The organism is Methylobacterium sp. 13MFTsu3.1M2, assembly GCF_900112625.1.
In the GTDB taxonomy this organism is placed as follows: domain Bacteria; phylum Pseudomonadota; class Alphaproteobacteria; order Rhizobiales; family Beijerinckiaceae; genus Methylobacterium.
This window is the reverse complement of sequence record NZ_FOMM01000003.1, coordinates 252,542-273,766: the sequence shown is the minus strand read 5'-3', so window position 1 is coordinate 273,766 and position 21,225 is coordinate 252,542. Positions and strand designations below refer to the sequence as shown.

The following is a 21,225-nucleotide window of genomic DNA, read 5'->3' as shown; positions in this document are numbered from 1 at the left end:
TCTGGCGCGGCCCGGCCCCGGGATCAGGACCGGTCCGGGCATCACCCGCCGGTCTCGGAAGCGGTGGCCCGGTCGACCAACCCGCGGGCGCGGGACCGCGATGCCCGGCGAGAGCGCGCGAGGAAGCCCGGGATCCAGACCCGTGGGATCCGGACCTATGAACGCGCCCCGCTCCGCGGATCGCCCGAGCCCGCCGGGTTGACCGGCGGCTCTGGATACTGGGCTTTCGCCCGCGGCGCGCCGCGCCATGTCGGCCGGTCGTCCGGCCCGACTGGAGCGTCGCGGAGGCACCTAGAGCCGTCGGCCCAGACGAGACGCCGGACTTGGCTCTAGGTCGTGATCAGGCCTTCAGGTGGGCGGCGAGATGCTTGTTCATCTCGAACATGGAGCACTTGTCCTTGCCGAAGACCTTCTTGAGCTTGTCGTCGGCAACGATCTCGCGCTTGTTCTGCGGGTTCTGAAGATTGTTCTTCTTGATGTAGTCCCAAACCTTGCTGACCACCTCGCCGCGGGGCAGCGGGCTGGTGCCGACGATGGCGCCGAGCTCGGCCGACGGCTTCAGCGGCTGCTGCAGAGCGTTGGGCTTGGTGCCGGCCGACTTGGCGGCAGCCGGCTTCGCAGCCTTCGCCGGGGCGGCCTTCTCCGCAGTCTTGGTGGTCTTGGCCGCCTTCGGCGCAGCCTTCTCGGTCTTTGTGGCCATAAACTTCCTCCGGTTCTCGGGCCGCAGGCCGGGGCATGATCGCCCCACGGCCGAGCCAGCATAGCAGCAACTAAGCGGTGCCGCCGCCGTTCCAAGGGGAAATTGCCTTTGCAGCCCCCTCATCCACAAGGCACGCACGAGAATCCCCTGTGGGATCGCCCGATCGACGCCGTGGTGAAGATTATTCGGTCCGATGCCGGGCGCGAAACCTGCTCTTAACAATCCTGCGCGCGAAGTACAGACATGTTCGCCCCGGCCCTCACGCTCGCGCTCCTGCTCGCCACCGGACTGGTCACCGGTCTCGGGTTGGTGATCCGCGCGGAGACGACGGCCTCCGGCACCGCGCCGGGGCGCGGACTGATCTGAGCGACCCGGGATTGCCGCGCCGGTCCGCCGGGTGCATCAGCCCGACCGCATGACCGACCCGATCACCCTCGCGAGCCTGGAAGGGACTGCCCACGTCGTCCAGGTGGCGCTCAGCCCCGTCTTCCTGCTGTCGGGCATCGCGACGCTCCTCAACGTCTTCGGGGCCCGCCTCGCGCGCGTGGCGGACCAGGCCGACCACGTCTCCGGATTGCTGGCGGGGGCCGGCGACGCCGAGCGCGTCCGCCTCGGTCAGCGCCTGGACCGCCTTCACCGGCGCTCCCTCGCGCTCGACGCCGCAGTGTTCCTGGCCGCGCTCGGCGGCGTGGCGACCTGCGGCTCGGTGCTGACGCTGTTCGTGGGCGCGCTGCGCGACAGCACGGTCGCGACCCTGCTGTTCGGCCTGTTCGGCGCGGCGATCCTGTGCACGCTGTGCGCCCTCGTGGCCTTCGGCTTCGAGATGCTGCTGGCGAACCGCTCGGTCCGCGACCGGATCAACCAGCGGCGGGCGAGCGCCGGCATGCCGCCCGACCGCTGAGCGCTCGGTGCGGGTCCGGACCCCGCGCCCCGCCGGCGGAACCGGTCCCGACCGGCGCGCTTAGTGAGCCGAGGGACCGCCGCGCGGGCACGACCCCGCGCGCGAACCGGGAGAGATCATGCCGACGGACCTGCCCAACGAGCGCACCCTGAGAAAGCCCGGCACGCTGGAGCTCGACCCCGCCGCCGGCGAAGGCGTCGCCATCGACGAGACGCCGCGGCTGATCGCGTCCAACAGGGTCGAGGGCACCGCCGTCTACGACCGCAGCGGCCGCCACCTCGGCGCCATCCACAATTTCATGGTGGACAAGATCTCCGGACAGGTCGCCTACGCGGTTCTGGCCTTCGGGGGCTTTCTCGGGCTCGGTGAGACCCACCACCCGCTGCCCTGGAAGGCGCTGAGCTACAGCACCGAACTCGGCGGCTACGTGGTCGATCTCGAGCCCGGCGTGCTCGCGGAGGCGCCGAGCCAGGCGGCCGGTTAGGCCCGGCTCGTCGACCCGGGCTGTCGGGCGCGGATCATCCCGCGTCGCGGCGCGCGGACGCTTCGCTGCGGAGCGGGCCCCGGGACGTGCCGGCTCAGAACTTCCCGCCGAGGCCGACGCTGCCGCCCGGCGACAGCATCGGGCCCATCGAGCCGCTGCCGCCGCTGCCGCCGACGGCCGCGTTGCCGCCGTCGAGATCCTCGCGCCGGATGCGGCGCTCGCCGCTGTCGGCCGTCCGCGTGGCGCCGCCGGCGGTCTTGGGAATCGCGAGCTGCCTCGTCGGCGCCGTCTGGAGAGGCTGACCGTCGGCATCGACCGCGGCGTTGCGCGGCTCGCGGTTCGGCAGCGAACCGCGCAGCGACGGCGGCAGCCCGACCTCCGTCGCCGGCATCACGCCTCCGCCTCCGCCGAGCGCCTGACAGCCGGCCACGAGACCGGACAGGGCGGCACCGAGCGCGAGGCCGCGCGCTGCCGCGCATCGCGACGTGGTGAGGGTCGACATCGTGTAGTCCTCGACAGTGGCCACGGTGCCATCCGCGGCTCGCGTGGGTTTATGCGGGGTGGTCTACGCTGGGGATGCGGCGAAAACCAGACAGCGCCGCGGGACGCCGGGGGATGACGCCGCCCCCTCGGGCCGTGCGGGCGCCCCGCGCGGCCCGAGCCTTGCTGCGAGGCCGCCGCGGTCCATAACTTCGCCCAGGTCCTGCGGCACGACGCCATCCGCGGGCGGGATCCTGCCGGCGGCGGACCCGGAACCGGCCGAATGCGGTCGTGGACGCGCCGGCACGCCGGCGCGGCCCGGCCTTTCCTCAGAGGACGAAGCGTGTTCAGAACCAACCGGATGATCGCGGCCGTGACGCTCGCCCTCTGGGCGTCGGGGGCCGCGGCGCAGGCCCAGGTGAGCGGCAGCGAGGGTCCTGCCGGTCAGGCCGCGCCGCAGAGTCCGGCCGCGCCGCCATCCGCACCGCCGGCCCAGACGCCTGCCCAGACCCCGGGCCAGACGCCGGCCCCGGTACTGGCCCCGACGCCACCGCCCGCGGCGACCCCGGCCGCCCCGCCCGCCAGCCCGCCGGCTGCCGCGGGCGCGCCGCCCTCCGCGGCCCAGGCCCAGCAGCAGGGGACACCCGCCACCGTCCTCGACACGCAGGATTACGAGAGCCTGCTCGGCCGCAGCGTGCGCAGCGCCGGCGGCGACGAGCTCGGGCGCGTCATCGACATCATCATCGACAAGGAGGGTCATCCCCGCGCCGCCATCATCGATTTCGGCGGCTTCCTCGGTGTGGGAACCCGCAAGATCGCCGTGGACTGGCGCGCCCTGCGCTTCACGCCGGACGGCGGGAAGGAGCGCAAGCTGTCGGTCGCGCTGACCCGCAATCAGGTCCGCGTCTCCCCGGAATACAAGGCCGGCGAGCCGATCGTGGTCCTGGGCCCCGCCAGCCCGGCCGCGCCCGCGGCCGAGGGCGAGCAGGCGGCCGCGCCGACGGCGGGCTCCGCGACACCGCCGCAGTCGGCCCCGGCCCCGGCCGCGCCGGTGCCCGGCAACGCAGCCTCGGGCGCCGCGGCGCCTGCCGCCGCGACCCCGCCGACCCCCGCCGCGCCTGTGCCCGCGCCCGCGCCCGCCCCGCCCCCGGAGAAGGCACCGGATAAGTGACGGTGGCCCGGTTGAAGGTCAGAACCGCCGCCGCCCCCCGCGAGCGCGACGTGCCCCGGCAGGACATCCGTTCCCGTCCGACCCGCCTGAAGGATCAGGCGGCCGAGGCCGCACGCGCGCCGGCAGGCTCGGCGGTCCACGGCGAACGCGCGATCTCGTCGGCGAGCCGCTACGGCCTCGACGCCTTCGCGTTCTTCGTCGCGAACCTGCAGACCGGGTTCGGCCCGTTCCTGGCGGTCTACTTCTCCCAGGCCAAGTGGACCCAGTCCGACATCGGCTTCGCCCTCACGGTCGGCAGCCTCGTGGCGCTCCTCGGCCAGGTGCCGGGTGGCGCCTTCGTCGACGTCGTGCGCTCGAAGCGCTTCGCCGCCGCCGTGGCGGTCATCGGCATCGCCGGCAGCGCCTTCGCGCTGGCGGTCTGGCCGAGCTTCCTGATCGTGCTCCTGGCGATGGCGCTCCACTCGGCCGCGAGCTGCGTGTTGACGCCGGCCATCGCGGCGATCAGCATCGGTCTGGTCGGGCGCGCCCGGGCCGGCGAGCGCCTCGGCCGGAACGCGAGCTTCGCCGCCCTCGGCAACGCCCTCGGCGCGGCCGGCATGGGCGCCATCGGCTACTACCTGTCGAACGGCGCCGTCTTCTACCTCACCGCCGCCCTCGGGATCCCGACGGTGATCGCGCTGGCGCGCATCCGCGCCCAGGACATCGATCCGGGCGTGTTCAAGGAGCCGGCCCCGGCCCAGGCGGCGCCGGCCTCGACGGCGCCCGCGTCCGGCCAGGACGGCATCCGCGCGCTCCTGACCAACCGCGGCCTCCTGTGCTTCGCGGCCTGCATGGTGCTGTTCTTCCTCGCCAACGCCGCGATGCTGCCCCTCGTCGGCAGCGTCCTGACCCTGCGGGCGAGCGAGACCGCGACCGCGCTGGTGGCGGCCTGCATTATGGTCCCGCAGGCCGTCCTCGCGGTCAGCGCCCCGGCGGTCGGCCGGGCCGCCGAGCGTTTCGGCCGCTACCCGGTGCTGCTGTTCGGCTTCGGCGCCCTCCCGGTCCGCGGCCTGCTGCTCGCCTACACGACCAACCCCTACGGCCTCGTCGCCATCCAGGTGCTCGACGGGATCTCGGCCTCGGTGCTGGGCGTGATGGTGCCGCTGATCGTGTCGGACCTCACCCGCGGCACCGGCCGCTTCAACCTCGCCCTCGGTGCGGTCGGGACCGCCATGGGCATCGGCGCGGCCCTCTCGACCTCGCTCGCCGGCATCATGGCCGACCATCTCGGCAGCCACAGCGCCTTCCTGGGGCTCGCGGTCGTCGGCTTCGCGGCCTTCATGCTGGTGGCGCTGATCATGCCGGAGACGCGCCAGCCGGAGCGCGCGGCCTGACCCGGCGCGGCATCGGATTCGCTTGGGTGTTTCCAAGCCGCTCAAGCGGCGTTCAGGTTCTGCGGATAAAAGCGCGGCGAAGGTGCGAGCCGGTGAAACATATGGCAACGCTCTCGCGTTGCCGCTGCGGGTCAGACTGCGCCCGCGCTGCACTCCGCCTCAGCCCGTAAGCCAAAGCCGCGCGAATACGGAATGGTCACCGCGATGGAAGAGCTGCACCGATACGCCGACAGGCCCTTCGCCTTCGTCGGACGGTATCTCCGGCGCCGCTGGCTGCCGCACCTGGTCATCCTGATCTCGGTGCTCGGCGCCGTCGGCTTCTCGGTCTCCACCGACTACGCCCTGAAGGGCGTGGTCGACGCGCTGACGAAGGGTCCCGGCCCCGACAACACCGTGATCTGGGGCGCCCTGGCGGTCCTGATCGCCTTCATCGCCGCCGACAACATGCTCTGGCGCGTGGCCGCGCTGACCGGCGCCTTCACCTTCGTGGGCATCACGGGCGACATCCGGCGCGACCTGTTCCGGCACCTGACCGGCCACTCCCCGACCTTCTTCTCCGACCGCCAGCCGGGCACCCTGGCGTCGCGGATCACGGCGACCTCGAACGCGATCTTCACGGTCGAGAACATGTTCGTGTTCAACGTGATGCCGCCGACGGTCGCGGCCTTCGGGTCGATCGCCTACATCGCCACCGTCAACCTCACCATGGCGGGCATCCTGGCGGGCGTGTTCGCCGCCGTCGTCGTGCTGATGTTCAAGATGGCCGCGGCCGGCAAGCCGCTGCACCACGACTTCGCCGCCAAGGCCGCCTCCGTCGACGGCGAGATGGTCGACCTCGTCGGCAACATGTCGCTCGTGCGCGCCTTCTCGGCGTTCAAGCGCGAGGGCCAGCGCTTCGAGGGCACCGTCGCCACCGAGATGCGCGCCCGCCGCTCGTCCCTGCTCTATCTCGAGAAGCTGCGGATCGTGCACGCGGTGCTCACCGTGCTCGCCGTGTTCGGCCTGCTCTACTGGGCGATCCAGATGTGGGAGGCCGGCCAGGCGACGAACGGTCAGGTGGTCCTCGTCTGCACGCTCGGCATCCGCATCCTCGCCGCGACCCGCGACCTCGCGGTGGCGCTGGTCGACGCGACCCAGCACACGGCCCGCCTCTCCGAGGCGCTGCACACCCTGCTCCAGCCCCACGACCTCGTGGACCATCCGGAGGCGCAGCCGCTCAGCGGCCAGGGCGCCAAGATCGAGTTCGAGCACGTCGCGTTCAGCTATCCGGACGGGCGCCCCGTCTTCACCGACTTCGACCTCGTCATCGAGCCCGGCCAGCGCGTCGGCCTCGTGGGCAGGTCGGGCGGCGGCAAGTCGACCCTGTTCTCGCTGATCCAGCGCTTCTACGACGTGCAGAGCGGCGCGATCCGCATCAACGGGCAGAACATCGAGCGCGTCACGCAGGAATCCCTGCGCGAGGCCATCACGGTCGTGCCGCAGGACGTCTCGATGTTCCACCGCTCCCTGCGTGAGAACATCCGCTACGGCCGGCCCGAGGCGACCGACGAGGAGGTCTGGCAGGCGGCCGAGGCGGCGCACTGCACCGACTTCATCAAGGCCCTGCCGGAAGGCTTCGACACGATCGTGGGCGATCGCGGCGTGAAGCTCTCGGGCGGCCAGCGCCAGCGCATCGCCATCGCCCGGGCGATCCTGAAGAACTCGCCGATCCTGCTGCTCGACGAGGCGACCTCGGCGCTCGACGCCGAATCCGAGCAGGCGATCCGTCACGCCCTCGCCAACCTGATGAAGGGCCGGACCGTCATCGCGATCGCGCACCGTCTCTCGACGCTGCAGGATTTCGACCGGATCGTCGTGCTCGACGGCGGCCGCATCGCGCAGGACGGCTCGCCCGACAAGCTGACCCATCTCGACGGCTTCTTCCGGGAGCTGATGAAGAAGGAATCCATGGCGATGGCGCTCGCCGCCGCGTGATGATCCTTCTCGCCGAGCGGACGCACCGCAGCCGTCTTTGCGAGCGCAGCGAAGCAATCCAGTGAGGCACGCGATGCCCGAGCGTGGCGCATCCCTGGGTCGCTGCGCTGCGCTCGCGATGACGGTGCGGATCGAGTGACGGCCCGGCGGCCGGCGCTCGCCGGCTGATCGTGGCGCGGGCACGGCCGCTCCGGTTCCCACGCCCGCCCGGCACTGCTAGATCACCGCGCGGCCGGACCGGACCTTGCATCGCCTGAGACGTCGCGAACCGGCCCGGTTCCGACGCAACGCGACGCCCGAGCCCGACCGTGCCCGACCTTGCCCACGTCATCCGGGAGATCTCCGAGGAGATGGCCCAGCGCCCCGACCGGGGTGCGGTCGCGGACTACATCCCGGAGCTCGCCCGGGTCGATCCCGGCCAGTTCGGCCTGGCGGTGATCGACGCCGAGGGGCAGGTCTTCACCGGCGGCGACAGCGAGACGCCGTTCTCGATCCAGAGCGTGTCGAAGGTGTTCACGCTCACCCTCGCCCTCGGCATGGTCGGCGACCGCCTCTGGAAACGGGTCGGCCGCGAGCCCTCGGGCAATCCGTTCAATTCCATCGTGCAGCTGGAGCGGGAGCGCGGCGTGCCGCGCAATCCCTTCATCAACGCGGGCGCGATCGCGGTCACCGACGTGATCCTCTCGGGCCACGAGCCCCGCGAGGCGCTGGGCGAGATCCTGCGCTTCATGCAGTTCCTGGCCCAGGATTCCAGCATCACCATCGACGAGACGGTGGCGGCTTCGGAGAAGCGCACGGGCTTCCGCAACACCGCGCTGGCCAACTACATGAAGTCGTTCGGCGTCCTCGACAATCCGGTCGACTTCACGCTCGGCGTCTACTTCCATCACTGCGCCATCGCGATGAACTGCCGCCAGCTCGCGCGGGCCGGACGGTTCCTGGCGCATAACGGCGTCAACCCGTCGACCGGCCACTCGGTGGTCTCGGCCGAGCGCGCGCGCCGCATCAACGCGATCATGCTGACCTGCGGCCACTACGACGGGTCGGGCGAGTTCGCCTACCGCGTCGGCCTGCCGGGCAAGAGCGGGGTCGGCGGCAGCATCCTGGCGATCGCGCCCGGCAAGGCGTCCATCGCCGTCTGGTCGCCCGGCCTCGACGCGGCGGGCAATTCCCATCTCGGCCGCATCGCCCTGGAGCGGCTGACGCAGCGCATGGGCTGGTCCGTCTTCGGCGCCTGAGGGGAGCGCCGCTCCCCGCGTCGCACCCTCTTGCGCGGCGCCCGCTTCCGCGGCACTGCGCCGGCAGGGCGCCGCGGCGCCGAAACGGGGCGCACCGGCATGGCGACGCGTACGGCAGTCCGGGCTGCCGAGGAAGGTCTCGATCCCGGCGCCATCCTGGCCCGCCTCGACCGGCTTCCGGCGACGCCGACGGTCTGGCGCCTCGTGGTGCTGCTCGGCCTCGGCTTCTTCTTCGAGCTCTACGACCTGCTGTTCACCGGCTACGTCGCGCCGGGCCTCGTCAAGGCCGGGATCCTCACGCCGACGACCCCGGGCCTGTTCGGCGCCAGCGGCGTCGCGAGCTTCGTGGCGGCCCTCTTCACCGGCCTGTTCATCGGCACCATCGCCTGCGGCTGGCTCGCCGACCGGTTCGGCCGGCGGGCGATCTTCACGTGGTCGCTGCTGTCCTACACCGCCGCCAACGTGGTGATGGCCTGCCAGAGCGACGCCTTCGGCCTCAATCTCTGGCGCCTGATCGCGGGGATCGGCCTCGGCCTGGAGATGGTGACGATCGGCAGCTACCTGTCCGAGCTGGTGCCGAAGGCGATCCGGGGCCGGGCCTTCGCCCTGTGCCAGGGCATCGGCTTCACCGCCGTGCCGGTCGTGGCGTTCCTGTCCTACCTGCTGATCCCGGCGGCGCCCCTCGGCATCGACGGGTGGCGCTGGGTGGTGCTGATCGGCGCCTCGGCGGCGATCGTGGTCTGGTGGATGCGGGCGGGCCTGCCGGAGAGCCCGCGCTGGCTCGTCGAGCACGGCCGTCTGGCGGAGGCCGAGGCGGTCCTGCGGCGGCTGGAGGCGCGGATCGCGGCCGAGCACGGCGGCGCGCTTCCCGCACCGGCCGCGCCGGAGCCGGTGCAGCCGCGCGGCGCGTTCCGCGACATGTGGGTCCAGCCCTACCGGCGCCGCGCCCTGATGATGGCGGGGTTCAACGTCTTCCAGACGGTCGGCTTCTACGGCTTCGCCAACTGGGTGCCGACCCTCCTGGTGGCCCAGGGCATCACGGTGACGTCGAGCCTCGCCTACACGGCGCTGATCGCGCTGGCCGCCCCGGTCGGGCCCCTGATCGGCCTCGCCATCGCCGACCGGTTCGAGCGCAAGCACGTCATCGTGGCCGCCGCCCTCCTCTACATCGCTTGCGGCCTGGCCTTCGCGCAGACGCGGGACGTCACCGTCATCGTGGCGCTCGGCATCGGCCTGACGCTGGCCTCGAACGTGATGTCGTACAGCTTCCACGCCTATCAGGCCGAGCTGTTCCCCACGGGCATCCGGGCCCGGGCGGTCGGCTTCGTCTATTCCTGGAGCCGCTTCTCGGCGATCTTCACCGGCTTCGTCATCGCGTTCGTGCTGCGGGAGGCCGGGACGCCGGGCGTGTTCCTGTTTATCTCGGTGGCGATGCTGGCCGCGGGCCTGCTCGTCGGGCTGCTGGGTCCCCGGACGCGGGACGTCGCGCTGGAGAAGATCGCGGGGTGAGGCCCGTGAGGAGCACAGCTCCCGGCAAGCCGAATCCGTGCTAACCTCGGGCATGGTCGCTCAGCCGAGATCCCGGATGACGGTCGACGAGTTTCTCGCCTGGGCCGAGGGGCAGCCGGGGCGCTTCGAGCTGGTCGATGGCGAGGTGTTCGCGATGTCACCGGAGCGGGCCGGACATGCGTTGGTCAAGTTCGCAGCACAGACAGCCCTGAATCGCGCGATCAGAGCCTCCGGTGTCGTCTGCCACATGATGCCTGACGGCATGACGGTCCGCATCGACAGCACGACGACGTTCGAACCGGATGCACTGGTCTATTGTGGGCCCCGGATGGATCTCGATGCCATCGAAGTGCCGGATCCCGTCATCGTCGTCGAGGTTCAGTCGCCGGGCACACGCGCGGTGGACTCGGGCCTGAAATTGACCCGCTACTTCGGTCTGGAGAGCGTCATCCACTATCTGATCGTGGATCCGGTGAAGCGTCTCGTCATCCATCACCGCCGCGCGCAGGGCGGCCTGATCGAGACCCGCATCGCGACCCGGGAGACGCTGGACCTGACGCCGCCCGGCCTGCGCCTGCCCGTGCCGGAGCTGTTCGCCGACCTCGCGCCCGCCGACGACGGCGCTTGATCCGATCCGAGGCGGATGCCACAGCGGCGCGAACGCGAATCAGGACGCCCGGATGACTGCACCCCTCGATCTCCTCGTGCTCGGCAACGCGATCGTCGACGTGATCGCCCGCACGGACGACGCCTTCCTGTCGGCGCAGGGCGTCACCAAGGGCGCGATGCAGCTCATCGACGAGCCGCGGGCCGAGGCGCTGTTCCAGGCGATGGGACCGGCGACGATCGTGTCGGGCGGCTCGGGCGCCAACACCGCGGTCGGCGCGGCGCTCCTCGGGGCCAAGACCGGCTTCGTCGGCAAGGTCCGGAACGACGAGCTCGGCGGCCTGTTCAGCCACGACCTCAAGGCGACCGGCGTCGACTTCGCCGTCCCGGCCGCCGCCGAGGGGCCGGCCACCGCCCGGTGCTTCGTGCTCGTGACGCCGGACGGCGAGCGCACGATGAACACGTATCTCGGCGCCTGCCAGGGCCTGTCGCCCGACGACGTCGACAAGGCGCTCGTGAGCTCGGCCCGCGTCGTCTATCTCGAGGGCTACCTGTGGGATCCGCCGGCCGCCAAGGACGCGTTCCGCAAGGCCGCGCAGCTCGCCCATCAGGCGGGCAACGCCGTCGCGCTGACCCTCTCGGACGCGTTCTGCGTGGGCCGCTACCGCGACGAGTTCCTCGGCCTCGTGCGGGACGGCAGCATCGACATCCTGTTCGCCAACATGGCCGAGCTGCAGAGCCTCTACGAGACCGAGGATCCCGAGGCCGCCGTGGCGGCCCTGCGCGACGAGCGCAACGCCCGCGGCCGGCACCTGCTCGGCCTCGTCACGCGCTCGGCCGACGGCGCCCTGGTGGTTCAGGGCGGCGAGGTCCGGGCCGTCGAGGCGAGCCCGGTCCAGACCGTGGTCGACACGACCGGCGCGGGCGACCTGTTCGCGGCCGGCTTCCTGGCCGGGCACGCCCGCGGGCTCGACAACGTCGCCAGCGCCCGCCTGGGCACGCTCGCGGCCGCCGAGGTCATCCAGCATATCGGCGCCCGCCCGCAGGCGGACCTGGTCGGCCTGGCCAAGGCGCGCGGGCTCCTCTGAGCCGGCGCGCCGGGCGCGCGGCCGGAGGTCCGCGTTTGCGCCGATCCCGCGCGCTCAGGCCGCGCGGACGGTCGCGAGGAAGCGCGTCACCTCGTCCCTGAGGTGGCCGGACCGGTTCGACAGCTCCGAGGCTGCCGTGAGAACCTGATCGGCCGCCGCTCCGGTCCCCTTCGCCGCGTCGGCGACGCCCGTGATGGTGCTGGTGACGTCCGCTGCCCCCTGGGCGGCCTGGGAGACGTTGCGGACGATCTCCTGCGTCGCGGCGCCCTGCTGCTCCACGGCGCTGGCGATCCGCGTCGCCACCGCGCTGAGTTCCTGAACCCGACCGCCGATGCGTCCGATCGCCGTGACGGCGTCGCCGGTGGAAGACTGGATCCGGGCGACGTGGCCGCCGATCTCGTCGGTTGCCCGCGCGGTCTGACCGGCCAATTCCTTCACCTCCGCGGCCACGACGGCGAAGCCGCGGCCCGCCGCGCCGGCCCGCGCCGCCTCGATCGTGGCGTTCAGCGCGAGGAGATTCGTCTGCTCGGCGATGGTCGAGATCAGGGTCACGACATGGCCGATCTGGATCGCCGCCCCGTTCAGCTCTTGGACCAGATGCGCGGTCGCCGCCGCGTCCGCGACCGCCGACTGTGTCAGTTCCGTCGAACCCGCGACCTGGCGGCCGATCTCCTGGACGGAGGCGCCGAGTTCCTCGGCCGCCGCCGCCGCGACGCTGACGGTGCTGGCGGCGCGTTCGGCCGCGCTCGCCACCCGGATGGAGCGATCGGCGGTGTCGGCGGCAGCCTCGTTCATGGCCGAGGCCGTGTCCTGCAGCGCGGCGACGGCGGCCGAGACCGTGCCGATGATGCCGCCGACCGTGCCCTCGAAGGCGTCGGCGATCCGGTGCATGCCGCTCCGCCGCTCCGCCTCGGCCGTGGCGCGGGCCTGTGCGGCGTCGTGCTCGAGCATGCGCGCCCGGATCAGGCCGTCCTTGAAGACCTGGACGGACGCCGCCATGACGCCGATCTCGTCCCCGCGCTCGGAACCGCCGACGGCCGCGTCGAGGTCGTCGGCCGCGAGCCGGCCCATGGTTCCGGCCAGGGACCGGATCGGGCGGGCGACCCGGTGCCAGACCCACCAGACCGCCGCGCCGGTCATGAGCAACCCGATGACCGCGAGCGCGACGGTGACGGACCACGCCGTCCGGAACGCGTCCTCGGAGCGCTGGACCGAGACGTTCGTGCCCTCGGCGGTGACCTGGGCCAGATCCGCCAGGGCATCGAAGGCGGCCACGAGCGGCGGGCGGGCGGGCGCGATGGCGTCGCGGGCCGCGTTCCGGTCGCCGCGCCTGAGCGGCGCGAGGATCGCCTCCTGGGCGGTGCGATAGACCTTCCACCGCCCCTCGAACGCGTCCCAGAGCGCGCGCTCCCGGGGCGTCGTCGCGCGCGCGCGATAGCTCTGGAAGGCCTCGGGGATGGACCGATCCATCTCGACGAACTCGGCATCGAGGTCCCGGTTCTCACCGTCGTCGACGGCGACCACCTTGCGGATCGTCGTCGTGTGGTACCGCAGCATCAGGAATCGAATCGTATGGAGATCGTTGTCCTTGCGCACCCAGACGTCGCGGGTCTCCACGGCGGCGGCGTTGATGGCCTGTATCTGCATCAAGCCGACGGCCGAGCTTGCCAGGAAAAGCAGAAAGCCGACGATCGAGGGCAGTATCAGCTTCGATACGATACTTCTTCGCAGTCTCATCTCGGGCACCACAGAGGACGACACCGTCGCGTCGGGATGCATGAAGATGAAAGACAGATTTTTCCGCAACCTCTACTACGGCAGCGATCTGCGCCGCAGATCGGCGCGAAACGCATAGCGCGTCGCCCGCCGACGCCGCGCTGCGGGTCGCGCGCCGATCCGGGCTGAGGCGGGCGGCCGCGCCCCGGGTCAGGGCCGCAGGAGAACCTTGCCCACCGCCGCGCGGCGGGTCAGGAGGCCGAAGGCCTCCGGGTACTCCGCCAGCGGGTAGACGCCGTGGACCTGCGCGGTGAGCCTGCCCTCGGCGACCCAGTCGAGGAGCCGGCGCTGATCGGCCCGGTGCGCCTCGGGCTCCCGGTCCAGAAAGGCGCCCCAGTGGACGCCCTGCACGTCGAGTTCCTTGAGGAGCATCAGGTTCAGCGGCAGCCGCGGGATGGCGCCGGCGGCGAAGCCGATGACGAGGAAGCGCCCGCGCCAGCCGAGCGCCCGCAGGGCCGGCTCCGCGTAGGCGTCGCCGACCGCGTCGTAGACCACGTCGATCCCGCCGCCCGAGATCCGGCGCAGCTCGTCCTTGAGCGTCGCCGGGTCGTAGACCACGCCCGCCTCGGCGCCGTGGGCGCGGGCGACCGATAGCTTCTCCTCCGAGGAGGCGCAGGCGATCACCCGGGCGCCCATCAGCCGGCCGAGCTCGACGGCGGCGAGGCCGACGCCCCCGGAGGCGCCGAGGACCGCCAGCCACTCGCCGGGCCGCAGACGCGCGCGGTTCGCCAGGGCGTGCAGCGAGGTGCCGTAGGTGATGGTCAGCCCGGCCGCCTGCTCGTCCGGCACGGCGTCCGGCACCGGCGTGAGCCGGGCGGCGTCGAGGGCGATCAGCTCCGCGCAGCAGCCGTGCCCGGCATGGACGATCACCCGGTCGCCCACGGACACGCCCGCGGCGCCCTCGCCCAGCGCCTCGACCACGCCGACCCCCTCGCCGCCCGGCGAGAACGGCAGGGTCGGCTTCACCTGGTAGCGCCCGGCGGTGATCAGCGTGTCGAAGAAGTTCAGGGCCGCCAGCCGCATCCGCACCAGCGCCTGCCCGGGGCCCGGCACCGGGTCGTGCCGCTCGACGACCTCCAGATGGTCCGGCCCGTCGAGCCTCGTGCACAGCAGCGCCCGCATGGCGTCCCTCCTCCCCGGCGTTTCCCGGCCGATCAGGCCCGAACCGACCGTGCGGTCAAGCCGTTCCGATCATCTCGCGGATGCGGGCGCCCAGCACCTCCACCACGAACGGCTTGGTGATGACCTGCATCCCGGCATCGAGGGGCCCGTTGCCGAAGACCGCGCTCTCGGCGTAGCCGGTGACGAACAGGACCTTCAGGCCGGGACGCGTGATGCGGCCGGCCTCGGCCATCTGGCGCCCGTTCATGCCCCCCGGCAATCCGATGTCGGACACCAGCAGGTCGATGCGCACGTCGGATTGCAGCACTTTGAGGCCGGCCGCGCTGTCGGCGGCCTCGATCGCCGTGTAGCCGAGATCCTCCAGCACCTCGGTGACCAGCATGCGCACGGTCGGCTCGTCGTCGACCACCAGCACGGTCTCGCCCGGCGCGGCCCGCGGCGGCGCGCCGACGGCGGCGTGCGCGTCCTCCTCGGCGACCGCGCCGCGGTGGCGGGGCAGGTACAGGCAGACCGTCGTGCCCCTGCCGACCTCCGAGTGGATCCGCACCTGGCCGCCGGATTGCTGCGCGAAGCCGTAGATCATCGACAGGCCGAGGCCGGTGCCCTGCCCCAGGGGCTTCGTGGTGAAGAATGGCTCGAACACCTTGCCGACGATCTCCGGCGCCATGCCGCTGCCGGTGTCGGTGACGCACAGCGACAGGTACTGGCCCGGCGGCATGTCGTGGCGCCGGGCGGCGCGCTCGTCGAGCCACGCATTGGCGGTCTCGATCGCGATGCGGCCGCCCTCCGGCATCGCGTCCCGGGCGTTGATGCACAGGTTGAGGAGCGCGTTCTCGAGCTGCGGCGGGTCGACCAGGGCCGGCCAGAGGCCGGGCGGCGCCACGACCTCGACCACCACGGCGGGGCCCACGGTGCGGCGGATCAGCTCCTCCATGCCGGCCACCAGCCGGTTCACGTCGGTGGGCTTCGGGTCGAGGGTCTGGCGACGCGAGAAGGCGAGCAGCCGGTGGGTCAGCGCCGCGGCCCGTTTCGAGGCCCCCTGCGCGGCGTTGATGTAGCGGTCGACGTCCATGACGCGGCCCTGGCCGAGCCGGGTCTGGATCAGCTCCAGCGAGCCGGAGATGCCGGCGAGCAGGTTGTTGAAGTCGTGGGCGATGCCGCCGGTCAGCTGGCCGACCGCCTCCATCTTCTGCGACTGGCGCAGGGCCTCCTCGGCGGCGGCCAGGGCGTCGGCGCGCTCGCGCTCCGCGGTGAAGTCGCGGCCGACCGCGTTGATGACGCCCTCCCCGGGCCGGGCCGCCCAGCTGATCCAGCGATAGCCGCCGTCCCGGTGGCGGTAGCGGTTGTCGAAGCGCGCGAGGCTCGACCCCGCGGAGAGCTGGCGCGCGCCCTCGACGGTGCGGTCGAGATCGTCCGGGTGGACGAAGGCGATGAGCTTGGTTCCGATCAGCTCGTCCGGGCGCCAGCCCAGCACCTCGGTCCAGGCCGGGTTCACCGCGGTGATGGTCCCGTCGAACAGGCAGCGCAGCATCATGTCGGACGAGAGCGTCCACAGGGCGTTGCGGTCGGCCGTGCGCTCCTCGACCTGCTGCGCCAGCGTGGCGTTGAGTTGGCGCAACTCGGCCAGGGCGGCCTCCAGCCGGCCCTGGCTCTCCTTGAGGGCGGCGTCCGCCAGGACCCGGCCGGTGGTCTCGTTGGTGAGGATGAACAGGCCGGCGACCCGGCCCTCGGCGTCGAGAACCCGCGAGTACGAGAAGGTCCACCACGTCTCCCGGGCGCCGCGGTCGGTGTCGAGCTGCCACGGCAGGTCGACGAAGCGCTCCGGACGGCCCGCCATGGCGGCGTCGACGATCGGTTTGGCCTGATCCCAGGCATCGGCCCAGACCACGTCGAACCGCTCGCCCATCGCCCAGGGCAGCCGGGGGCCGAGCAGCGGGAAGTAGGTGTCGTTGAAGAAGAAGTGGAGGTCGGGTCCCCAGGCCAGGATCATCGATTCCGGCGAGTTGAGGACGAGCGACAGGGCCGCGCGGAACTCCGCCGGCCACGTCTCCGGAAGCCCCAGGGGATGACCCGACCAGTCGCGCGCGCGGATCATCCGCGCGGCCTCGCCGCCGCCGGAGAGGAAGGGGAAGGGGAAGGGGTCGGTCATCTAATTCTAGTTACAGTCCCAGTCTGCCCGAGCAACAAACTGCACATCAACTTATCACCAACTTTCCAATCTCTAAAATATCTGGCGCTTAAACGAATTGCAAATTTAAATTTCGTCGCGATACTTGACATAGATAGAATAATTGCCTGCGTCACTGTTCATTTCATACATTTACTATCAGATTTGGAAAATAAATTGAAATAGGCGTATCAACAACATGATCAGGCTCCAGAGCTCTTCGGACTTGGTTCGCAATTTCAGCTCGATAAGATTCTATTTTTGGAACCAATGAATATATGTCTGAGGTGTCAATTTGTATTGTTCTCATTTGGCTGACGTCGAATGGCACTCGTTCTGAAGCTCTGATTAATTGGACAATAGACAGTTTTATCGCGTGCCGCAAAGCCAGCTCATAGAATACATTAGGATTATGAAAGGACAAATCTGCAATAACGAGTCTCGATCTCATTATGTAATCTATAATTTGTCTCGTAATTACGCCCGGTTTATCTATAGCATCGGCCCGCACGACATTTAATTTAAATTGCTCGAGAGCGGGCTCCACAATGGAACCAAGAAATAAGTCTGAATGTCGCCTCGGCTCCGATCCGTCCTCTCCAATAGGAGCTATATAGAAACAAGTCGATTCAAATTGTGCATGCTCAGAGGTTATGATGTTTGTGGAATTTCTGGGCATTGGAGCCACAGGTATAATTCGGGAGGAATCCGGAGCCCTCCCAGCCGGCATTTCGGATAGCATTGCATCCAGTGAAATTATTCGCTCAGCACCCGAAAGGATTTTCAGCAGCCCTACAAAACGAAGATTAACAATAAAAGTATCTACCGCCTCTGCAGCAAGACTTTCATCCACGCCGCTATCTTTAGCTGCGTCGATCAATACGGCGTGCGCCGGCAACTTGTTTCCGACAAATTTTTGATAAAGCTTCTCGAAGGCTTCAATAATGAATATTGCCAATTCCGCCCTGGTTTTGGCTTGCTCCCGGATCGAAAATTGATCATCGACTGATTTTCGACCCTCGGGAGTGAGTTCTATATTCTCGGCTTGGACTCCTCCCTTAGTAAGCCCATATCTTCCCGAATTCACGATCAACTGCCGTGACGCGCTGCTTTCAGGTGATTTATTCAGTTGATCAAACAATGTAAGCCGTCTTACCGGCTGCCCGCCCCCAATTTGGAAAATTGTTTTGGCAAAACTAAGAATATCTTCAAATGATGATGCAGGAAACGGACGCTGAGCCCTACGCTTCTTGAGAACTTCCTCAACACTATTAGCCGATTTTGTAGTCGATTTTGCCGCCACCTCTAAGGTTTTATTCTTAGTTTGACGAGCCATATCTCAGTCTCCTCGTAAATCGTTATACCGATCAAAAACTAAAATAGCCCAAGTAATTTCTACCATCATCAAGTAACAAGATGATAATCACATACTTGATTTTGCACAATACCACGCGGTTAATTAGTGCGCCTCCTGCCAGTTGCCCGCCGCGTTGGCCTCGACCACCAGCGGCACCTTCAGGGTCAGGGCCGGCGCCGGCGCCTCCTCCATGACGCCGCGGATGATCGGGATCGTCCGCTCCACCTCGTCCTCGGCCGCCTCGAACACCAGCTCGTCGTGCACCTGCAGCAGCATGCGCGCCCTGAGCTTCTTCGCGGCGAGGGCCGCCTCCATCCGGGTCATGGCCCGCCGGATGATGTCGGCAGCCGAGCCCTGGATCGGCGCGTTGATCGCCTGCCGCTCGACGCTGGCGCGCTCGGAGGGGTTGTTGGAGCGGATCTGCGGATAGTGGCACACGCGGCCGAACAGGGTGGTGACGTAGCCCTTGTCGCGGCAGCTCTTCTTGGTGGTCTCGATGTAGTCCCGGATGCCCGGGAACTGCTCGAAATACTGCTTGATGAACGCCGAGGCCTCCTCGCGGCCGATGCCGAGCCGGTCGGCGAGGCCGAAGGCCGAGATGCCGTAGATGATGCCGAAGTTGATGGTCTTCGCCCGGCGCCGCAGGTCGGGCGTCATCGCCTTGAGCGGCACGCCGAACATCGCCGAGGCGGTCGCCGCGTGGATGTCGATCCCGTCCTCGAACGCCTTCCGGAGCTCCGGGATGTCGGCCATGTGGGCCAGCAGCCGCAGCTCGATCTGCGAGTAGTCGGCCGAGATCAGCCGGTTGCCGGGCGCCGCCACGAAGGCGCGGCGGATCCGGCGACCCTCCTCGGTGCGGATCGGGATATTCTGCAGGTTCGGCTCGGAGGAGGACAGCCGCCCCGTGGTGGTCGCCGCCAGCGAGAACGAGGTGTGGACCCGCGCCGTCTCGCGGTCGGCATGGGCCTGGAGCGCGTCCGTGTAGGTGGATTTCAGCTTCGAGAGCTGCCGCCATTCCAGGATCTTCTTGGGCAGCTCGTGGCCCGCCTGGGCCAGCTCCTCCAGCAGGGTCGCGGGCGTGGCCCACTGGCCCGACGGCGTCTTCTTGGCCCCCGGCAGACCCATCTTCCCGAACAGGATGTCGCCGATCTGCTTCGGCGAGCCGACCGAGAATTTCTCCCCGGCATCCTCCTGGATCTCCTCCTCCAGGCGGACGAGGATCTGCGAGAAATCCCCGGATAGGCGGCTCAGCATCTCCCGGTCGACGCGGATGCCGCGCTGCTCCATCCGGGCGATCACCGGCAGCAGGGGCCGCTCCAGGGTCTCGTAGACGGCGACCCGATGCTCGGCCACGAGGCGCGGCTTCATCATCCGCCACAGGCGCAGGGTCACGTCGGCGTCCTCGGCCGCGTAGGCGGTGGCCTTGTCGATGGCGACGCGGTCGAACGTCACCTTGTTGCGGCCGGTGCCGGCCACGTCCGAGAAGGTGATCGGCTGGTGGCCGAGGTGCCGGCGGGCCAGCTCGTCCATGCCGTGGCCGCCCTTGCCGGCGTCGAGCACGTACGAGATCAGCATCGTGTCGTCGAACGGCGCGACCTCGATGCCGTAGCGGGCGAGCACCACCCAGTCGTACTTGAGGTTCTGGCCGACCTTCAGGACGCCGGGGTGCTCGAGGAGCGGCTTCAGCCGGGCGACGGCCTCCTTCAGGGGGATCTGGCCCGGCACCGGCTCGACCACGTCGGAGGGCGCGGCGCCCTCGCCGAACAGGTCGGTGGCGTCCGCCTGCACCTTGGCGGCCTGGACGTGGGCGAGCGGGATGTAGCAGGCCCGGCCGGTGGCGACCGCCAGCGAGACGCCGACGAGGCCGGCCCTGTGGGCATCGAGCGAGTCGGTCTCGGTATCGACCGCGATCACGCCGGCCTCCTCGGCCTCGGCGATCCAGGCGTCGAGCTGCTCCAGGGACGAGACCGTCTCGTAGGCGGCGGTGTCGAACGGCGCCACGGATTCCGCGGCCCGGGCCGCCACCACGTTGCCGGGTGTCGCCTCGACGGGCGCCCGGGGCTTGGCGGGCGCGTCCGGCAGGTCGAGATCGGCGAAGGGATCGATCTCGCCGCCCTCCGGCGGGGCGGCGCCCGGCGGTCGCTCGGCCCCGGCGGCCGCGGTCTCGGGATCCGGCGGCACGGAATCGCCGAAGAACGGCACCGCGTCGCTGCCGCCGGCGGCGTTGCCGTAGCCGTGCGGCCGGGCGCCCGGCAGGAGGCGCGGATCGGGCTTCACCGCCTCGGGATCGACGTGCAGCATCTGGGCGATGCGGCGCGTCAGCGTGTTGAACTCCATCGCCTTCAGGAAGCCGACCAGCTTCTCGGGATTGGGCTGAGGCACGCCGAGGTCGTCCAGCGGCACCGGGACCGGTACGTCCTCCATCAGCGCCACGAGCCTGCGCGACAGCTTGGCCTGATCCACGTTGGCGAGCAGCGTCTCCCGCCGCTTGGGCTGCTTGATCTCGCCCGCCCGCTCCAGCAGGGCCTCGAGGCTGCCGAACTCCTTGATCAGCGCCGCGGCCGTCTTCAGGCCGATGCCGGGCACGCCCGGCACGTTGTCGGAGGTGTCGCCGATGAGCGCCAGCGCGTCGCCGATCTGGTTCGGCTGCAGGCCCTCCCACTTGGCGACGATCGCCTCGACGTCGAGGTTGCGCTCGGGCCGGTAGCCGGGCTTGCCCTTGGCACCCGACTCGAAATCGTAGAACCGCACCTGCGGCCCGACGAGCTGCATCAGGTCCTTGTCGGACGAGACAATGATGACGCCCGCGCCCCGCGCCTCGGCCTGGCGGGTGTAGGTGGCGATGAGATCGTCGGCCTCGTAGCGCTCCAGCTCCACCGCGTGCAGGCCGAAGGCGCGCACCGCGTCGCGCATCAGCGGCATCTGGCGCTTCAGGTCGTCGGGCGCGTCCGGGCGGTGGCCCTTGTAGTCGGGGAACATCTCCTTGCGGAACGAGCCCTCCGACTTGTCGAAGACGATCCCGAGATGGCTCGGCATGGTGCCGGCGGCGCCGTCCTGCAGGAACTGCGCGATCTTGGTGCAGAACAGCCGCACGGCGCCGGTGGGCAGCCCGTCGGAGGGGCGCGAATTGTACTTCTGGTCCTGGTTGATCGACTGGAAATAGGCCCGGAAGATGAAGGACGAGCCGTCGACCAGGATCACCTGATCGCCGGGTCCGACGGGCTTGGTCTCGGGGCTCGAGTCGGGCTTCGAGTCGGTCATGGGCTCAGGCGGCTCGGG

Annotated in this window: 17 protein-coding genes and 1 pseudogene; 11 read left to right on the top strand and 7 right to left on the bottom strand. The window is 69.9% G+C overall.

Translation table 11 applies throughout. The features are described 5' to 3' along the window. Positions 1-340: 340 nt before the first annotated feature. Positions 341-700: an SWIB/MDM2 domain-containing protein gene (locus tag BM314_RS03310; RefSeq protein WP_012320460.1), complete on the bottom strand. Its 360-nt coding sequence runs from the start codon at positions 698-700 to the stop codon at positions 341-343. Between the two features lie 243 nt (positions 701-943). Between BM314_RS03310 and BM314_RS31235 the strand changes: the two genes are divergently transcribed. The 3 genes and pseudogenes from BM314_RS31235 to BM314_RS03300 form a co-directional block, all read left to right on the top strand. Beyond that, positions 944-1,066, top strand: a complete 123-nt coding sequence (locus tag BM314_RS31235; protein ID WP_020092516.1) for a hypothetical protein — start codon at positions 944-946, stop codon at positions 1,064-1,066. 49 nt (positions 1,067-1,115) lie between these two features. Further along, positions 1,116-1,601 carry a DUF2721 domain-containing protein gene (locus BM314_RS03305; RefSeq protein ID WP_042669689.1) on the top strand — a complete coding sequence of 162 codons (486 nt, stop codon included), beginning with the start codon at positions 1,116-1,118 and terminating at the stop codon, positions 1,599-1,601. 118 nt (positions 1,602-1,719) lie between these two features. Next, positions 1,720-2,073, top strand: a pseudogene (locus BM314_RS03300) (PRC-barrel domain-containing protein); the annotation flags it as partial. Between the two features lie 106 nt (positions 2,074-2,179). On the opposite strand, the gene BM314_RS03295 reads toward BM314_RS03300, so the two are convergent. Next, positions 2,180-2,587 carry a hypothetical protein gene (locus BM314_RS03295; RefSeq protein WP_026604823.1) on the bottom strand — a complete coding sequence of 136 codons (408 nt, stop codon included), beginning with the start codon at positions 2,585-2,587 and terminating at the stop codon, positions 2,180-2,182. Between the two features lie 339 nt (positions 2,588-2,926). Between BM314_RS03295 and BM314_RS03290 the strand changes: the two genes are divergently transcribed. From BM314_RS03290 to BM314_RS03260, 7 genes are all read left to right on the top strand, one after another. After that, positions 2,927-3,736, top strand: coding sequence for a PRC-barrel domain-containing protein (locus BM314_RS03290; RefSeq protein ID WP_091976881.1), 810 nt, complete (start codon positions 2,927-2,929; stop codon positions 3,734-3,736). Continuing rightward, positions 3,733-5,109 (top strand): MFS transporter, encoded by a 1,377-nt coding sequence (locus tag BM314_RS03285; RefSeq protein WP_042669687.1) that lies wholly within the window; start codon positions 3,733-3,735, stop codon positions 5,107-5,109. The genes BM314_RS03290 and BM314_RS03285 overlap by 4 nt, the downstream gene beginning before the upstream one ends. Positions 5,110-5,313: 204 nt before the next feature. Next, complete coding sequence (locus tag BM314_RS03280; protein WP_026604824.1) at positions 5,314-7,083, top strand: ABC transporter ATP-binding protein; 1,770 nt, start codon at positions 5,314-5,316, stop codon at positions 7,081-7,083. 308 nt (positions 7,084-7,391) lie between these two features. Then, a complete protein-coding gene (locus BM314_RS03275; protein WP_091976879.1) occupies positions 7,392-8,321 on the top strand; it encodes a glutaminase in 930 nt (309 codons plus the stop codon). Positions 8,322-8,420: 99 nt separating this feature from the next. After that, positions 8,421-9,830, top strand: coding sequence for an MFS transporter (locus BM314_RS03270; RefSeq protein ID WP_091976878.1), 1,410 nt, complete (start codon positions 8,421-8,423; stop codon positions 9,828-9,830). Positions 9,831-9,882: 52 nt separating this feature from the next. Further along, positions 9,883-10,458, top strand: a complete 576-nt coding sequence (locus BM314_RS03265) for a Uma2 family endonuclease (protein ID WP_026604825.1) — start codon at positions 9,883-9,885, stop codon at positions 10,456-10,458. 52 nt (positions 10,459-10,510) lie between these two features. Then, positions 10,511-11,524, top strand: a complete 1,014-nt coding sequence (locus BM314_RS03260) for an adenosine kinase (protein WP_091926249.1) — start codon at positions 10,511-10,513, stop codon at positions 11,522-11,524. Between the two features lie 54 nt (positions 11,525-11,578). Here BM314_RS03260 and BM314_RS03255 read toward each other — a convergent pair whose 3' ends face one another. After that, complete coding sequence (locus tag BM314_RS03255; protein WP_244539831.1) at positions 11,579-13,204, bottom strand: methyl-accepting chemotaxis protein; 1,626 nt, start codon at positions 13,202-13,204, stop codon at positions 11,579-11,581. Between BM314_RS03255 and BM314_RS30900 the strand changes: the two genes are divergently transcribed. After that, a complete protein-coding gene (locus BM314_RS30900) occupies positions 13,113-13,379 on the top strand; it encodes a hypothetical protein (protein WP_244539832.1) in 267 nt (88 codons plus the stop codon). The genes BM314_RS03255 and BM314_RS30900 overlap by 92 nt on opposite strands. A gap of 71 nt (positions 13,380-13,450) precedes the next feature. Here the strand turns inward: BM314_RS30900 and BM314_RS03250 are convergent, their stop codons facing one another. From BM314_RS03250 to polA, 4 genes are all read right to left on the bottom strand, one after another. Further along, a complete protein-coding gene (locus BM314_RS03250; protein ID WP_091976876.1) occupies positions 13,451-14,422 on the bottom strand; it encodes an NADPH:quinone oxidoreductase family protein in 972 nt (323 codons plus the stop codon). A gap of 55 nt (positions 14,423-14,477) precedes the next feature. Further along, on the bottom strand, positions 14,478-16,571 hold the full coding sequence (locus tag BM314_RS03245) for a hybrid sensor histidine kinase/response regulator (RefSeq protein WP_091976875.1): 2,094 nt from the start codon (positions 16,569-16,571) through the stop codon (positions 14,478-14,480). Between the two features lie 163 nt (positions 16,572-16,734). Then, positions 16,735-17,925, bottom strand: coding sequence for a hypothetical protein (locus tag BM314_RS03240; protein ID WP_244539830.1), 1,191 nt, complete (start codon positions 17,923-17,925; stop codon positions 16,735-16,737). A 123-nt stretch (positions 17,926-18,048) separates the two neighbouring features. Continuing rightward, positions 18,049-21,207: a DNA polymerase I gene (gene polA / locus BM314_RS03235; RefSeq protein ID WP_056526885.1), complete on the bottom strand. Its 3,159-nt coding sequence runs from the start codon at positions 21,205-21,207 to the stop codon at positions 18,049-18,051. Positions 21,208-21,225: the final 18 nt, after the last annotated feature.

Excerpts from the sequence above, each read along its gene's own strand:
- BM314_RS03310 (WP_012320460.1), bottom strand. The coding sequence starts at position 700 with ATGGCCACAAAGACCGAGAAGGCTGCGCCGAAGGCGGCCAAGACCACC.
- BM314_RS31235 (WP_020092516.1), top strand. The coding sequence starts at position 944 with ATGTTCGCCCCGGCCCTCACGCTCGCGCTCCTGCTCGCCACCGGACTG.
- BM314_RS03305 (WP_042669689.1), top strand. The coding sequence starts at position 1,116 with ATGACCGACCCGATCACCCTCGCGAGCCTGGAAGGGACTGCCCACGTC.
- BM314_RS03295 (WP_026604823.1), bottom strand. The coding sequence starts at position 2,587 with ATGTCGACCCTCACCACGTCGCGATGCGCGGCAGCGCGCGGCCTCGCG.
- BM314_RS03290 (WP_091976881.1), top strand. The coding sequence starts at position 2,927 with ATGATCGCGGCCGTGACGCTCGCCCTCTGGGCGTCGGGGGCCGCGGCG.
- BM314_RS03280 (WP_026604824.1), top strand. The coding sequence starts at position 5,314 with ATGGAAGAGCTGCACCGATACGCCGACAGGCCCTTCGCCTTCGTCGGA.
- BM314_RS03270 (WP_091976878.1), top strand. The coding sequence starts at position 8,421 with ATGGCGACGCGTACGGCAGTCCGGGCTGCCGAGGAAGGTCTCGATCCC.
- BM314_RS03265 (WP_026604825.1), top strand. The coding sequence starts at position 9,883 with ATGGTCGCTCAGCCGAGATCCCGGATGACGGTCGACGAGTTTCTCGCC.
- BM314_RS03260 (WP_091926249.1), top strand. The coding sequence starts at position 10,511 with ATGACTGCACCCCTCGATCTCCTCGTGCTCGGCAACGCGATCGTCGAC.
- BM314_RS03250 (WP_091976876.1), bottom strand. The coding sequence starts at position 14,422 with ATGCGGGCGCTGCTGTGCACGAGGCTCGACGGGCCGGACCATCTGGAG.
- BM314_RS03245 (WP_091976875.1), bottom strand. The coding sequence starts at position 16,571 with ATGACCGACCCCTTCCCCTTCCCCTTCCTCTCCGGCGGCGGCGAGGCC.
- BM314_RS03240 (WP_244539830.1), bottom strand. The coding sequence starts at position 17,925 with ATGGCTCGTCAAACTAAGAATAAAACCTTAGAGGTGGCGGCAAAATCG.
- polA (WP_056526885.1), bottom strand. The coding sequence starts at position 21,207 with ATGACCGACTCGAAGCCCGACTCGAGCCCCGAGACCAAGCCCGTCGGA.